The organism is Erwinia sp. INIA01 (assembly GCF_025947915.1).
Taxonomy (GTDB): domain Bacteria; phylum Pseudomonadota; class Gammaproteobacteria; order Enterobacterales; family Enterobacteriaceae; genus Erwinia; species Erwinia coffeiphila.
The window spans coordinates 258,280-271,531 of sequence record NZ_JAPDNC010000002.1 but is presented as its reverse complement, the minus strand read 5'-3'; the positions used below and the strand labels follow the sequence as shown (position 1 = coordinate 271,531).

14 protein-coding genes, 1 tRNA gene and 1 pseudogene are annotated in these 13,252 nt (G+C 53.6%); 5 read left to right on the top strand and 11 right to left on the bottom strand.

The annotated features are described in order from the left end of the window. The first annotated feature begins 42 nt into the window (after positions 1–42). Both dicD and OMR58_RS03125 read left to right on the top strand, forming a co-directional pair. Positions 43–621: a division control transcriptional repressor DicD gene (gene dicD / locus OMR58_RS03130; RefSeq protein WP_264545259.1), complete on the top strand. Its 579-nt coding sequence runs from the start codon at positions 43–45 to the stop codon at positions 619–621. Positions 622–731: 110 nt separating this feature from the next. Further along, positions 732–807 (top strand) — tRNA-Phe (locus OMR58_RS03125). 377 nt (positions 808–1,184) lie between these two features. On the opposite strand, the gene OMR58_RS03120 is transcribed toward OMR58_RS03125, so the two are convergent. From OMR58_RS03120 to OMR58_RS03075, 10 genes and pseudogenes are all read right to left on the bottom strand, one after another. After that, the gene (locus tag OMR58_RS03120) at positions 1,185–1,457 is read right to left on the bottom strand and encodes a hypothetical protein (protein ID WP_200543308.1); all 273 of its coding nucleotides are present in this window, start codon (positions 1,455–1,457) and stop codon (positions 1,185–1,187) included. Further along, a complete protein-coding gene (locus tag OMR58_RS03115) occupies positions 1,441–2,571 on the bottom strand; it encodes a PAAR domain-containing protein (protein ID WP_200543306.1) in 1,131 nt (376 codons plus the stop codon). Before OMR58_RS03115 ends, OMR58_RS03120 begins: the two co-directional genes overlap by 17 nt. 134 nt (positions 2,572–2,705) lie before the next feature. Next, positions 2,706–3,223: pseudogene (locus OMR58_RS03110) on the bottom strand (transposase); the annotation flags it as partial. A 231-nt stretch (positions 3,224–3,454) separates the two neighbouring features. Next, on the bottom strand, positions 3,455–4,270 hold the full coding sequence (locus OMR58_RS03105) for a TonB family protein (protein WP_200560577.1): 816 nt from the start codon (positions 4,268–4,270) through the stop codon (positions 3,455–3,457). A gap of 211 nt (positions 4,271–4,481) precedes the next feature. Then, entirely contained in the window at positions 4,482–5,390 is a 909-nt protein-coding gene (locus tag OMR58_RS03100) for a DUF4880 domain-containing protein (protein WP_200560576.1), read from the bottom strand. Between the two features lie 20 nt (positions 5,391–5,410). Continuing rightward, positions 5,411–5,923 carry a sigma-70 family RNA polymerase sigma factor gene (locus OMR58_RS03095; RefSeq protein WP_105592123.1) on the bottom strand — a complete coding sequence of 171 codons (513 nt, stop codon included), beginning with the start codon at positions 5,921–5,923 and terminating at the stop codon, positions 5,411–5,413. A gap of 160 nt (positions 5,924–6,083) precedes the next feature. After that, positions 6,084–8,591, bottom strand: a complete 2,508-nt coding sequence (locus tag OMR58_RS03090; protein WP_264545258.1) for a TonB-dependent receptor — start codon at positions 8,589–8,591, stop codon at positions 6,084–6,086. 182 nt (positions 8,592–8,773) lie between these two features. Continuing rightward, the gene (locus OMR58_RS03085) at positions 8,774–9,268 is read right to left on the bottom strand and encodes a GNAT family N-acetyltransferase (protein WP_105592125.1); all 495 of its coding nucleotides are present in this window, start codon (positions 9,266–9,268) and stop codon (positions 8,774–8,776) included. After that, complete coding sequence (locus OMR58_RS03080) at positions 9,265–9,558, bottom strand: type II toxin-antitoxin system TacA family antitoxin (RefSeq protein ID WP_200560574.1); 294 nt, start codon at positions 9,556–9,558, stop codon at positions 9,265–9,267. The genes OMR58_RS03085 and OMR58_RS03080 overlap by 4 nt, the downstream gene beginning before the upstream one ends. Before the next feature lie 122 nt (positions 9,559–9,680). Further along, entirely contained in the window at positions 9,681–10,013 is a 333-nt protein-coding gene (locus tag OMR58_RS03075; protein WP_200560573.1) for a MerR family transcriptional regulator, read from the bottom strand. 73 nt (positions 10,014–10,086) lie between these two features. Here OMR58_RS03075 and OMR58_RS03070 point away from each other — a divergent pair, with 73 nt between their 5' ends. The 3 genes from OMR58_RS03070 (at position 10,087) to OMR58_RS03060 (ending at position 12,562) form a co-directional block, all read left to right on the top strand. Continuing rightward, the gene (locus tag OMR58_RS03070; RefSeq protein WP_200543292.1) at positions 10,087–10,473 is read left to right on the top strand and encodes an EthD domain-containing protein; all 387 of its coding nucleotides are present in this window, start codon (positions 10,087–10,089) and stop codon (positions 10,471–10,473) included. Positions 10,474–11,039: 566 nt separating this feature from the next. Beyond that, entirely contained in the window at positions 11,040–11,750 is a 711-nt protein-coding gene (locus OMR58_RS03065; protein WP_200560565.1) for a flagellar brake protein, read from the top strand. Positions 11,751–11,848: 98 nt separating this feature from the next. After that, positions 11,849–12,562: an EAL domain-containing protein gene (locus OMR58_RS03060; protein ID WP_264545257.1), complete on the top strand. Its 714-nt coding sequence runs from the start codon at positions 11,849–11,851 to the stop codon at positions 12,560–12,562. Positions 12,563–12,598: 36 nt separating this feature from the next. Here the strand turns inward: OMR58_RS03060 and OMR58_RS03055 are convergent, their stop codons facing one another. Further along, on the bottom strand, positions 12,599–13,249 hold the full coding sequence (locus OMR58_RS03055; RefSeq protein ID WP_444861294.1) for a fimbrial protein: 651 nt from the start codon (positions 13,247–13,249) through the stop codon (positions 12,599–12,601). Between the last annotated feature and the right edge of the window lie 3 nt (positions 13,250–13,252).

The window sequence follows — 13,252 nt, the reverse complement described above, 5'->3', positions numbered from 1 at the left end:
CATCCGTGGCGATGCCAGACCGGAACAGAAAAGGAGAGCCAATTGCAGCGTGAACAGGTACTCGAGCATGCCCTGAATATCCTCGAGAAATACGGATTGGCGGCAACAACCTCTCTTACCATGCTGGTCGGAGAGCTGGATTGTTCCGAAGAAGAGATCAAACGCTTCTGGCCCGATCGCGAAGCGTTGCTGTATGACGCCCTGCGCTATCACGGCGAGCAGATTGATATCTGGCGGCGCAAGCTGCTGCTGGATGATGAGCTCAGCGCCGGTCAAAAGCTGCTGGCGCGCTATCAGGTGCTGGCCGATGCGGTGAATAACCAGCGCTATCCCGGCTGCCTGTTTATTGCCGCCTGTAGCTTCTATCCGCAGGCCGACCATCCGATCCACCAGCTTGCCGAACAGCAAAAGAAAGCCTCCTGGCAGTACACCCACGAGCTGCTCGATACGCTGGGCGCGGATAACCCCACGCTGGTTGCACATCAGATGGAGTTAATTCTGGAAGGCTGCCTGTCGCGCCTGCTGGTGAAACGTCAGGTGCAGGATGTTGAAACCGCCCGCAGACTGGCCGAGGATGTTCTCGCCATTGCAATGTGCCGTAAGAACGGTGCGCTTTCCTGAGCAGCTTTTGCACCATCAGAGCAAAAAGCAGACAGTCAGCGGGGATTTAAGTATTTTTTATGACAAAGCCGTTGACGCCGAACGGCCATTACGGTTTAATGCGCCCCGTTGCCCGAATAGCTCAGTCGGTAGAGCAGGGGATTGAAAATCCCCGTGTCCCTGGTTCGATTCCGGGTTCGGGCACCAAATTTAAAGCACACTGGTTAGAAGTTAGTTTTCTAACGGGTGTCTGAATGAAGGTGGTGTTCAAAGCAACGGTGAGTGCATTTGCATCATCGAAGGTTGAATGTTTTAAACCTTCAAGAAAGGGTATCAGTTTACGCTGATGCCTTTTTTTTCGTTGGTGAAAAATAATTACCCCTGACCTCATCACGTGGTAACCATGAGTAAACTAATTCCCTCATCTCTGGTTGCTTTAAAAAAGGCCTCGCCGTGTGAGGGCTGCAAATATCTGCCGGAACGGCGGCACTCCAGTCTCGTTACAATTTCACCCACTAACAGGGGTTTATGGGTTCAATTGTCTGAAATTAGGGGAAAGGCTAAATATCTTCAGCCTTTGGCGCTTATCTCACCTTTTTGAAGATAATCAGGATAAGAGGTACACCTATTACGAAACCGTAAATCGCCGCATCAAAAACGGCATTTGTAGCTTGAGCAAGTGAATCAACAGCTTGGTAATACTCATTCAATGGAACAGGGTTTGAGACAAGGTTCTGGTTTTCTGAGAAGACCTCGAATGCTTGTGAGGCGATAAACAGACCGAGGAAGTAGCCTAAGCTAACAATGCAAATCCCTCCCCATCGGAGAATGGTTTTAGTTCTACTCGTCAATGTCATAAGAACCACCTAATACACCACCAAACGTACCACTGGAATATTGTGATAATGAATCACCGGTAGCGGCGGCTTCGGCAGCAATATGCTGAATTTTACCTTTTGGTGACTCTTGATATCGCAGTAAATTGTCCTTGTTGGGGTATATTTTTTTAAACTCTTCCGTCATTTCAATTACTGTCATTGATGAGAAGTCAGAGCTTTTTGACCCAAGATAACGCTGCAACGAGACAGGGATCGTGAAATCCTCTTCAGATTCGATAGGAATCTGCGTCGTGATGGACGTGTAGTTATGCTCGAATACTTTTGAACCAGCAAACTTGATCCCTTCAACAGAGTGAGTGGTACAGTTATTTCCCGTTACGTCGTACTCATCGATAGTGCGACCTCTTCGCTGAGTTGTTTCTTTCATCTCCGATGTTCGAATTGCTGGCTTACCTTTGTTCCAAAGATCTTCAAAGAACTGTCTCGTTTTCATCGGGTCAGCGTCATCTATTCGAAATACTCTTGCGCCCATACGGTACAGTTCCGCTCTATAGTAAACCCTCGCATCTTCACCTTGCAGAAAGTTTAAAATCCCATCACCCGTTAAATTACCTGGACCTGTTCTGCCGTAGCGACCATAAGTATAGAGATAAATAGAATTACCCTGATGAACGGATACGAAAGCGTGTCCTGCGTCGCTGGTTTCAGTCCAAATGTAAACACCGTTCAATAACGGGTTATGTTCTGGCTTACAGATGTCAGCAAAATTATTCATTTCAGGATTTGCAATTGGACCGGGGAGTACGGGAAATTCAAACGAGTGAAATTGAGCCATATTGTTTTTCGCTGGCTCTCTAGAAAATTCGTAAGTATCAAAGATGGAAGGAATAAAACGTGATTTGCAAGGACAAGAGCTACGGCTGTGCAATGTCCCGGCAATCCTTTTTCCATGTATGTCGTCGTTTTCAAGGCCTCCCACAATGCGAAATCTACCGGCATGTTTACCACAGGTAACTTGATGGCCTTCGCAGGCCATGTCTCTATCAAAGTGTTGGTGATCGGGACATCCTTCAATAATTCGACCACCGCAAACGGTTTTATCCCCCCTGAATAAGTAGTGACCAATAGCCATTCATCTTCATCCTTATGTTATTTGTAAACCCATACAGAAAGTGTAGGCTTTTGGCTGTGGTGAGTAAATGCACAAACGTAATGAACTCAGGGTATGAGCACGGTTAAGTTGAGTGTCGCTTAGTTTTCACTGTTAAGGCGGTACACGCACTTGTGATTAACGTGAAGGCCTTCGCGGCGCAGTAACTGCCAGATGCAGCGATAGCCAAAACGCCTGCGCTCACGTGCCAGCTCAAGGATGCGCACTGATAAATGCGCATCAGCTGCCGGACACTGAGAATCATAGCTGCAGGTCGACAGGGACAAACCTGTAAGCCTGCAGGCACAATGTTGCGACAGACCGGTCGCATCGCACATAAACTCGACGGCTTCCCGCTTCTGGTCTGTCGTCAGTACTTTCGCTCCGGAGCCACCTGAAGTCCCTCCCTATCCAGCATGGCTTCGGCAAGCAGCTTCTTGAGTCTGGCATTTTCTTCCTGAAGCTACTTCAGGTGTTTAACCTCGGGAACCTCCATACCGCCATACTTCTTATGCAAGGTGTAGAAGGTGGCGTCGGATTTGGCGTGCTTACGGCAGTGCTCACGGGTAGAAACCCCGGCTTCAGCCTTGCGGAGGATACTGATGATCTGTTCGTCGGAAAAATGCTTCTTCATGGGGATGCCCTCATGTGGCTTATGAAGACATTACTAACATCAGGGTGTATTAATCAACGGGGAGCAGGTCAAGATGACTCAGCGGCACGATCAACACGTTGAAGACCTAAGAGTGTAAGTATCCCCAGCACCCGAAAAAAACCGGCCCTGTTGGCGGAAGTCAGTGGTGATTTTCACGGTCTGAAGGGGAAAATCAGCAGCGCCGACGGGCTACGTCGTCGGCGCTGTAGACTATTTTCGCGCTTCGCGCAGATCGAAGCGCACCGGAAGGCTGATGCTGATCTCGGCCATGCCGACGACCATCTCCGGCGGCGGCGGCGGCACCGGCGATGCGCGCAGCGGTAGCTCGGTGGTTTCCCGATCCAGCGAGCTGACGCCGCTCGAGCGCAGCAGCTTGACCGCCAGCACCCTGCCCTGGCGATCGAGGGTAATGCTTATCTGCGCTACGCCCTGCCGCTGCTGACGCAGCGCGATCGCCGGGTAGCGCTTGTAGCGGCTGAGATGCGCCAGCAGTTCGCCGCTCCACGCCGAAGCGTTGCGGCTGGGCTGGGCAGCGACCTGGCTACGCGGGGCGGCAACGGTTTTGCCCGCCATCGGCGGCGGCGCGCTGGTATCCGGCGCGGCCGCTGCGAGGGAAGGCGGGTTCGGCGGTGCCTTTTCCACCGGACGCTTCGGGGGTTTCTGCTTCTCCACCGGGGTTTTGTCAGGCTGTGCGACGGCGGTTGTGCGGTGAATCAGGGCGTCGGGTGCCTCCGTCAGCTTCGGCGCGGCCTGCCGGGTTGGCTCGGCCTGCGCGGCGATCGCCTGCACCTGGCGCACGCCGGTCGGCCTTTTCTCGCTGTCCGGCACCGATTCGGCCTGCTCGGCAACCGCCAGCAGCAGCATCGGCTGAGCGGCAGGCAGCGGCGGCGGCGGGGCTGCACGGTAGCTCAACCACAGCAGCAGCGCGCCGTGCAGCGCCAGGGTAAGCAGCCCGGCCGCGACCCGGCGGCGCTGCCGCTGCGGTGCGGGAAGCGGGCTGGAGGGAAGGACGGAGTGAGCGATCATAAGCAGCAGTACCCGGATTGGCCGTAAAAGGTGCCCGATATGCCTGAAAACAATCGGGGGATTACCCTGAGGTCACCCGAGTGGAGAGAAACGGGCAGAACTGCGATGAATTATGGGGTTATTTATCTTAAATTGTCTTCACTGTAGTTTTATATTCTACTGAGAATATTAACACCACTCTTTTTAAGCGTATTCGTCTGTTAATGGCCGACTATGAGATGCTGATGAAGTATTTCGATAGCGAGCTGACCTGAACCGGCAGCGTGCCTGGCAGCGAGGCAATAATCCGATCGGTGTCAGCGAGCGGGAAGGCACCCGACAGCCGCAGGCCTGCGACCTGCTGACCGCAGCGGATTACGCCGCGACGGTAGCGCGCCAGCTCGGCGAGAAAGTCATCCAGTCGCATATTGTCGGCGTACAGCATTCCCTGCTGCCAGCCGGGTTCCCCGCTGACCCTGCCCACCTCGTGGAAACCGCTGAGATTCAACCGACCGCCGTAGCCCGCGTTGAGGGTGGTGCGCTGGCCATCCAGAGGCATGACGCTGAGCTGGCCGTGATAGACCGCAAGCTCGCTATAGTCGTCATGCAGCCGCAGGCTGAACCGGCTGTTGTGTGACTGTACTCTGCCCTGCGGCAGCGACAGCTGCAGCGGCATGCCGTTGCGCGGTGAGGAGACCAGCATTTCGCCCTGCAGCAGGCTGAGCTGCGGCAGGCTGACGTTCACCGCGGTCTGCGTGTTCAGCAGCAGATCGGTGCCGTCGCTCAGCGTGACCCGCTGCTGCTCGCCGATCGCCGTGCGGTAGTCGGCCTGCCACGATCGCCAGGGCAGCACCCCTGCGCCGACCGCGCCGATCAGACCAACGCCGGCCGCGCAGCGCAGCAGCCGACGGCGCTGCGGGTTGGCGACCGTCGACAGGCTGCGGTGTGCCGCTTCGCCGTTCAGCTGCGAGAACTGCGAAGAGAAGCGGCTGATATGCTGCCAGGCCCGCACGTTTTCCGGGCTGGCCGCCAGCCAGCGCTGCCAGCCGTCCTTATCCTCGCCGTTCGCCTCTTCCGACATCAGCTGCGTCAGCCACGCCACCGCCTCGCGTGCGCTCTGCGGGTCAATTTCTTCGGCCATCGCGCCTCCCTCCGCCGTCATCACGCAGAAAGCGCAAAGAAGCAGTGCAGGTTGGCACGCTGTAGGTACTGTTTCACCGAGCTGGTTGAGACACGCAGGCGTTCTGCTATGTCGCTGTAGCGCATGCCCTGCAGGTGCGCCAGCAGGAACGCTTCGCGCACGTGCGGCGGCAGCCCGTCCAGCGCCCGGTCAAGCTGCTCCAGCATTTCAATCGCCTGTTGGCGCACTTCCGGCGAGGGGATCGCCTCTTCCGGCAGCTCGGCGAGCGCCTGCAGGTAGTGCTCTTCAATCTTTTTACGGCGGTAGAAGTTGGCGACCAGGCGGCGTGCCACCGTCGCCAGGAACGGGCGAGGTTCGCGGATCGTTAACAGCTGCGGGCTGAGCAGGATGCCCATAAAGGTATCCTGTGCCAGATCTTCCGCATGGGACGCGCAGCTGACCCTGTTGCGCAGCCAGCTGCACAGCCAGCTGTGATGCTCAAGGTAGAGCTGTTCGGCAAAACCGTGGGACGCTGCGCTCTGTTTCCTCGCCATGCAAAACACCCGATAGCAATGATAGTGAAAATAACAATCATTATTATTTAGATAATGTAAATGGCGTGTCAAGTTATTGCTGAATTTTAACGCGCTTTACCGCGTTATGCGGCCACACGTGCGGTGCGGGGGCCGCAGCGGCCCCCGCTGGGAGGAAGGATTAGAAACGCTGGCTGACGCTGAACTTGAAGTTGCGCCCGACGCCGGAAACCGATTCGCCGAGGTACGGATAGTAGTTGTGGTTCAGCAGGTTATCGACGGTGACTCGCGCCTCAAGACCGCGCCAGAAGTTTGGCTCCCACGAAGCGAACAGGCCGTACAGCGCATAGCCGGAGGTTTTCGGCAGCGCCCACACCGCCGCCTGAGGATCGCCATCCACCGGCGAGCGGTCCTGCTTGCGCACGAAGTCGCCGGTTACGCCGAAGGCCAGGTTGGCACGCGGCACTTTCAGGCCGAGCATCGCGTGTGCGGTCGTCGGCGGGATTTCGGCGATCCATGTTTCATTACCCCACGGGTCGCGCGGTGAGCCGTCGCGCTTACCGCGAATCGATGACAGCGACAGGCTGCCGAACAGGCTTTCACTGTCGTAGAACGACTCAACCTCGAACCCTTCAATGGTGTAGCCCGGCAGGTTGCGATAGTTGGAGAGCGGCTGGCCGCAGCTACCCTCTTCGCACAGCACGCCGCGGCGGTAGAAGATCTCGTTCTTTCCACGGTTGCGGAACAGGGTGGTACGGATCTGCAGGCTGTCCTTGTCCAGCAGCAGGTCGTTGAAGTCAAGCACCGCGCCCAGCCGGATGCCGGTAATGCGCTCCACCTGCAGATTGCGGCTGGTGCCCGGCACGCTGGAAGCGGCAGACTGCACTTCGTACTGCTCGTCGATCACCGGCGCGCGCCAGGTGCGGCTGACGTCGGCAAACAGCGAGACGTTACGCGTCGCCTTCCAGATGGTGCCGAGGTGCGGCGACCAGCCGGTGTAGGTCACGCTGCTGTAGTCGTGGCCGGCCAGCGGATCGCTGTCGTTATAGCGCGGCGCGAGGTTCGGCCGCCCGGTGTTGGTGACGTGGTCGTAGCGCAGGCCTGGGGTGATCGTCAGGTCGCCGTAGCTCACCGCATCCTGTAGATAGACGCTACGCGTCTCCTGTTTACCCGCTGGCATATAGTAAGGCTGGAAGTAACCATAGTTGTAGCTGGCGTTGGTCGCACCGGACGGATAGTACATCAGCGTATCGCGGTCGTGCTTGTGCAGCTGCGTGCCGATCAGCAGCTTGTGCTCCAGCGGCCCGCTGTTGAACTCGCTCACGTTGCTGACGTCCAGCTGGCGGTCGGTATAGCTGACCCAGCTCTCGTTGCCCAGCGTGCCGAGATAGCTGGACTGCGAGGCGGAGTCAGGCCGCCGGTCGTGCTGTTCGGTTTTCGAATAGGCCAGCGCCACGGTCAGATTGACCAGCGGCTGTGACTCCGGGGCGAGGTTCCACTTCGCCGAGTAGTTGCTGTCCTTCTGGTCGCGGTAGACCAGAATGCGGCGCCAGGCCTCCTCATAGCCGTAGCGGTCGATGTTCGCCTGGCTCGGCGCGGCGATGTCGTCGCGTTTGGCGGCAAACGGCTGCCAGCCGTCGGATTCGGAACGCATCGCCGAGAGGGTCAGGGTCTGCGAATCTGTCAGATAGAGGTTAGTTTTCAGCAGGTAAGAGGTCTGATCGTTCTCAGAATACGCGAAGCGCGTGCCGTCCGGGCGCTTGATATTACCGCCGTCGCGGCGGCTGGCGTACAGCAGGCCGTCGGCAAATCCCTCCTCGCTGCGGCCGTACAGCGCGCCGCTGTAAATGCCCTGGCGATCGTTGGTGTGGTAGCTGTATTTCAGCATACCGCCGAGATCTTCTCCCGGACGCAGCATATCACCGGCGTCTTTGGTTTCCATCGTGATGGTGCCGCCGAAGCCGCCGTTAGCGTTCTGAATATTATGCGGCCCCTTGTCGACGCTCACTCGCTTCAGCAGCTCCGGCTCAATAAATACCGAACCCTGGCGATACTTTTCGAAGCCCTTCGGCGCGCCGTCCAGTACCACCTTAACGTCTTCCATGTCGCCCATACCCCAGATATTCAGGCTCTGCCCACCCGGACGAGGCGAACCGGCCATCGATACACCCGGCAGCTTGTCGAGCAGGCTGGCCACGTTGTCGGCCTGGATGCGGTCGATATCCTGCTGGTCAAGCGTGGATCGCCCGGCGGCGGTACTGTCGGACAGTCCGGCGACCACCGACAGCTCTGGAATGGCGAGAGCCTGTTCCGCCGCGCTGTCGACCAGCCGGAAGCCGCTGTCGGTCTGTTCAGCGCGCAGGCCGCTCCCTGCCAACAAGATATCCAGCGCCTGCTCAACGCCGTAGCTACCGCGCACACCGGCGCTGCTTTTCCCGCGGGTCTGCTCCGGGGTGAAAATCAGAATGACGCCCGCCTGGCCAGCGGCGCTGCGCAGCGCCCCCGCCAGATCCCCGGCAGGAACCGAGAAGGTCCGCGCTGCTGGCTGCTGTAGCGTAGCGGACTGCGCCAGCGCGCCAACGGGCACGACGGCGGTGGCGGCCAGAAGGCCGGTGATGGCGATAGCGAGGCGACTACGGGCAGAGGCGGCCCCCGCGCGCGTCGGGCGGACTGTATTTTTTATGGTCATTTAGCGGTTCCCTGAAGGTATTGAATCGAAAGCTCATCAAAGAGGTCACGCGAGGGAAGAAATCGGGCAGAAAAAAAAGAAAATTAGTCGGGGAACGGGCTGCGCTATCTATCCTCTTTCATTCTGAGGAGAGAGATATGCCAAAAAGAGAATCACAATGCGTAAAAATCGGAACCTGTAATTTAAATCGATAAACTCCCTGTCAAATCCCCCAGCGTCACCATCAGCATCATTGGGTCTATTGGTGAAGGCTCAAATCCTAATCTCAGGTAAAATTCCCGCGCGTCATCAGACAGCGCATGTACCATCATTCCTCTGATGCCGATGGTATCTGCTACCTGAATGACCCGTAGCCCGGCATCTCGCACTAATGCCCTGCCAACACCCTGACCGTGTAATGATTTATCCACCGCCAAACGGCCCAGCACAACGACGGGGATCGGGTCGGGCATATTACGGCGAAAACGTCCGGGAGCGGCATTCGTCATTACGGCACTGGAGGCCAATGAATAATACGCCAGCACGCTTAAGCCATCACAGCTGACGAAAGTACGTGATGCGCCAGTGACCTGATTTTTCATCGCCCGCTGTTTTAGCCAGTTATCCATAGACTCCACGCCACAACAAAATGCAGACAGCAGATGTTCGGCGTGGAGCGGCTCGGGTGCAGATATCATTCTTTCCTTTCCCATGGGGCAAGGGTTTGCATCGTTTTTCGCAGTGCGTCATTCGCCGCAGGAGCCTGATCCAATCGGGTAAGAAAAGCCTGATAAGCGTCTGGATCTGCCATGATGATCCGCCGATCGATTAACGCTTCCTCTGCGGCGGCACGAGCAGCCTCAAGAACAAAATCTGTGCGATTTTTTCCCTTGGCTTTTGCCGCACGATCGATGAGATCCCGCTCGGCGGGCTTGATGCGCAAATTCAATGTTTCGCGTTTGACAGAAGCACTGTTCGTTAAGGGCATAATGTTATCTCCACCATACTTACTGGACATTAATCATACAGCAATCGTAACGCAGATGTCATTACGGGTTATCGTAACCACAGGGCGTAGGATGCTCCTCAATCAGAATGCCACGGCAGCATTCACTGCCCCAGCAGCCCCTTAAGAAGCCCACGGCTTTCATCCAGGTCCGCCATCTGCTTTTCAATCACATCCAGCTGCTCGTGCACCTTCACCTGTAAAGCTTCACAGGGCGCACTACCCGAACTCACACAGTTCAGCAGGCTGCGAATAACCGGCAGCGTAAATCCGGCCGCATTCAGCATCAGCACCTGACGGACCGTTTCCACATCCTGTTGGGAAAAATGCCGGTAGTTTGTGTCGCTACGCGTCGGGTGCAGCAATCCAGCCTTCTCATAGTAGCGAAGCATGCGAATGCTTACGCCGGTCAGCGACGCCAGCTTACCAATCTGCATCTTCCCTCCCCTTGACTCTGACAGTGCTGTCAGAGTGTAAGCTTGCCTCTGTCGAAATAACAGGAGCAGCACGATGTTGAAGTTAATCATGTGTGTAAAAAGACGGGCGGACTTAACGGCTGAAGAATTCGATCGATACTGGCGTGAAAACCATGCCCGGCTGGTGACTAAACACGCTCAGGTACTGGGAATTCGTCGCTATATCCAGACCCTCCCTTATGCTGATGCTTCGGCACAAGAGGCACTACGGCAAACCCGAAATGCCCCTCAGGTGGATTACGATGGCTGCGCTGAGCTGTGGTGGGACGACATGGCGTCACATCTGGCGGCGCGTAAAACCGAGGAGGGATTACTGGCACTGCGGGAGCTGATTGCCGATGAACGACAGTTTGTCGATTTAACGCAATCACAGCTCTGGTACGGTGAGGAAAGGACGATCGTTTCTGAATCAGAAAAATAACGTCGCGGTTCTAAACCTTATTTTCAGCTATTCTCCCTGAAGACTGACTTCAGGGGGAAACAGACGCCGGGTCATATGCAAAAGAATTGATCTGCAAAATGAAATACACTCTCTACCTGCGGCCTGTAGGTTCGATGTTCGTCATCACGGCTATTTTCAGCCATAAATCCTCCACTTCAGAATACGATAAACATCACCCAACCCATCCGGCTGAAAAATTGAATTTCAGGTAACCCCCTGCCATCAAGAACTCTCTATTAGTCTGAAATAAAAAAATAGAATAGCCTTCCCACTTTTTCTTCACCGTGACAAACCTGCCACCAAAAGTACGTTTACCATTCGTTTAAAAAAACAGTAAATAACCACATAATAAACAAGCGTTATTTAAATTCACCCTACCCAGAAGAATACTTAGCAAAACTGTCAAGTACCTGTTAATTGTCTTCATCTATTATTTAAACATTAACAATAGACGACCCTCACAATCTCTTGCACTAAGTGGTGATTTTTTCCTATAGGATAAAGACCAAAATGGTACTAAAAAAAATAGCATGAGAGGATATGGAATGTCAGTGGGGATCTTAAAAGAGTCTAAATATGAAATATTGGCAATCTTGAGAGAAGAGTGCAGAGTTAAATCTGAAATAGACATTTATCATAAAGGAGAATTGTGGGCAGCAAATATCAAAAAGGTTGATTTCTCATGTTTTTATATTAATCCTGATGATTCGGATTTTTCATCTATTCCTGATAACGCGATGTTCTCTTTTGTATTACACAGCCAGTTAGGAAAAATTGAGTTCAGCGCTGCATTAAGCACCGAAGGTGACCGTCAAAACACCACCAATGCCATTGCTTTTTTTTTGCCTGATAGCATTAACATTTTGCAACGTCGCTTAACACAACGCGTACGCGTTAAAAACGATTCGGGTTTCTTCTGTTCGGGTCGACACAAGAGCGGTGAAAGCTATAGATGTACTATCAATGACCTTTCCGAGGGAGGATGTTCTTTTATATCTGAATCCTTCAAAAAAAAGTTTATGGATAAAGGAATGGCATTAGACAATGTAGAGATTTCACTTGCAGAATACGGTATTATTGTCACCAGTCTGAAAGTGGTTAACGTCACGCCGGTGTATCAGGATCGTTCTCATGAACGAAACGCTTTTCGCATTTCCTGTAAATTCAACTATAAAAACCCCGACACTAAAAAATACATCGAGGACACCGTATTAAAGATAACCGTCGATCAAAAACTCAAGTCCAGAAGATTTTAGTTCCAAATTATATTTAAGTTTGAATAGCATATTGTGTATTCTGGTTGTCATTGCCGTTGGCGATGACACATCAAATAAAAACTGACACCTGAAAAATAATGAGCAATACGATGCTTATCGATACGTTATCTCGTGGTGATATAGCTATTCGCTATGTTTATCAGAAAATGTTCTCACCTGAAGGAAAACTGGTTGCCGTTGAATGCCTGAGCCGCTTTGACCGAATCACTGTCTCCCCCGATGTTTTTTTTCGCAATGTAAACAATTCATTACGTGAAGATATTTTTATCGAGCAGCTGGCACAGGCAGAGCAGCACAGGGACTGGTTCCTGGATAATGCCGTGTTTCTGACTATCAATATCGACGATCATATCCTCTCGCTTCTACAGCGTCATGATATTGCGAAAAGAATTGAGCGTCTGGAACATGTGCATTTTGAGGTAGCTGAATACTCAGTCAGCTTACTGAGCCGCGCGCCGGCAAACCGTTTATTGCCGCTGAACGTTTCACTCTGGCTGGATGACTTTGGTTCTGGTCATGCCGGAATCGGTGCTATTCGCGGCTATCATTTTAATTACGTAAAAATTGACAAAGAATTCTTCTGGCATTTAATAGAAAAAGAACACGGACGCCAGCTCATGCAGGCGCTAATTACATTCCTGTCAAAAAATAATCACCGGGTGATTATCGAAGGTGTTGAGAACGAAGAACATCAACGCTGGCTAAGCGGCATGGAATGGTTTGCAATGCAGGGGTTTTACTGGCAGGAAGTCAGTATTGAACAACTGGTGCAGGAAGAGGTTATTATTTAATATGCCGGAGCAACCCGGCATCACTCTTTGATATTATTAATTATAAAGCAGTTCCAGCGTTGCCAGGCTGCTAATCGGTCCGCTGGTCACCTGCTGCGGCGAGGTGGTCACATAGCCTATATAATAGGTTAATACGCCACTGCTTGCCGATTGATCCTGCATCTTAACCTGATTCTGCTGCGGGTCGGCCGGAACAATTTTATTTTCCGCTACCAGATTGCTGCCGTCATTGGTCGCCAGAGCCAGGTAAATATGGCGCGCACCGTCGGGTAAAATATTATCCAGGTACTCGGCACTGTTGTTATTCACCGCGCTCATACCCACACCACTAATCCAGCGTACACTGACTATCGGAAGCGATATTTGACGATCTTCCCCGCCATGCGAATTCAGCTGGCACTGAGACAGTTCCAGCGTAAAAGCCTGCGGATTCATAAATGCCCCCGCTCCTCGCTGATGAACTTCAGTAAGACTGACCGGAGCCAGCCAGATATTACCGCTACCGGCATTATTACTGCCATTTAGCGCCACGCTGCATGACGTATCGCTAACTCGCCCACGAAACTCGATCCGCCCATCATCATAGAAAGGCATCTTCCCCAGGGCTGAAAAGACGATAAAACCGCAGCCCAGCAGAATCATCTGAACGATCTTTTTAAGGGCTAAATACGATAACGATTCGCTCATATC

What these genes read in the sequence shown, in the direction of transcription:
- OMR58_RS03120 (WP_200543308.1), bottom strand. Translation starts at nt 1,457, where the DNA reads ATGACATTGACGAGTAGAACTAAAACCATTCTCCGATGGGGAGGGATT.
- OMR58_RS03115 (WP_200543306.1), bottom strand. Translation starts at nt 2,571, where the DNA reads ATGGCTATTGGTCACTACTTATTCAGGGGGGATAAAACCGTTTGCGGT.
- OMR58_RS03105 (WP_200560577.1), bottom strand. Translation starts at nt 4,270, where the DNA reads ATGATCGCTCACTCCGTCCTTCCCTCCAGCCCGCTTCCCGCACCGCAG.
- OMR58_RS03100 (WP_200560576.1), bottom strand. Translation starts at nt 5,390, where the DNA reads ATGGCCGAAGAAATTGACCCGCAGAGCGCACGCGAGGCGGTGGCGTGG.
- OMR58_RS03095 (WP_105592123.1), bottom strand. Translation starts at nt 5,923, where the DNA reads ATGGCGAGGAAACAGAGCGCAGCGTCCCACGGTTTTGCCGAACAGCTC.
- OMR58_RS03090 (WP_264545258.1), bottom strand. Translation starts at nt 8,591, where the DNA reads ATGACCATAAAAAATACAGTCCGCCCGACGCGCGCGGGGGCCGCCTCT.
- OMR58_RS03085 (WP_105592125.1), bottom strand. Translation starts at nt 9,268, where the DNA reads ATGATATCTGCACCCGAGCCGCTCCACGCCGAACATCTGCTGTCTGCA.
- OMR58_RS03080 (WP_200560574.1), bottom strand. Translation starts at nt 9,558, where the DNA reads ATGCCCTTAACGAACAGTGCTTCTGTCAAACGCGAAACATTGAATTTG.
- OMR58_RS03075 (WP_200560573.1), bottom strand. Translation starts at nt 10,013, where the DNA reads ATGCAGATTGGTAAGCTGGCGTCGCTGACCGGCGTAAGCATTCGCATG.
- OMR58_RS03070 (WP_200543292.1), top strand. Translation starts at nt 10,087, where the DNA reads ATGTTGAAGTTAATCATGTGTGTAAAAAGACGGGCGGACTTAACGGCT.
- OMR58_RS03065 (WP_200560565.1), top strand. Translation starts at nt 11,040, where the DNA reads ATGTCAGTGGGGATCTTAAAAGAGTCTAAATATGAAATATTGGCAATC.
- OMR58_RS03060 (WP_264545257.1), top strand. Translation starts at nt 11,849, where the DNA reads ATGAGCAATACGATGCTTATCGATACGTTATCTCGTGGTGATATAGCT.
- OMR58_RS03055 (WP_444861294.1), bottom strand. Translation starts at nt 13,249, where the DNA reads ATGAGCGAATCGTTATCGTATTTAGCCCTTAAAAAGATCGTTCAGATG.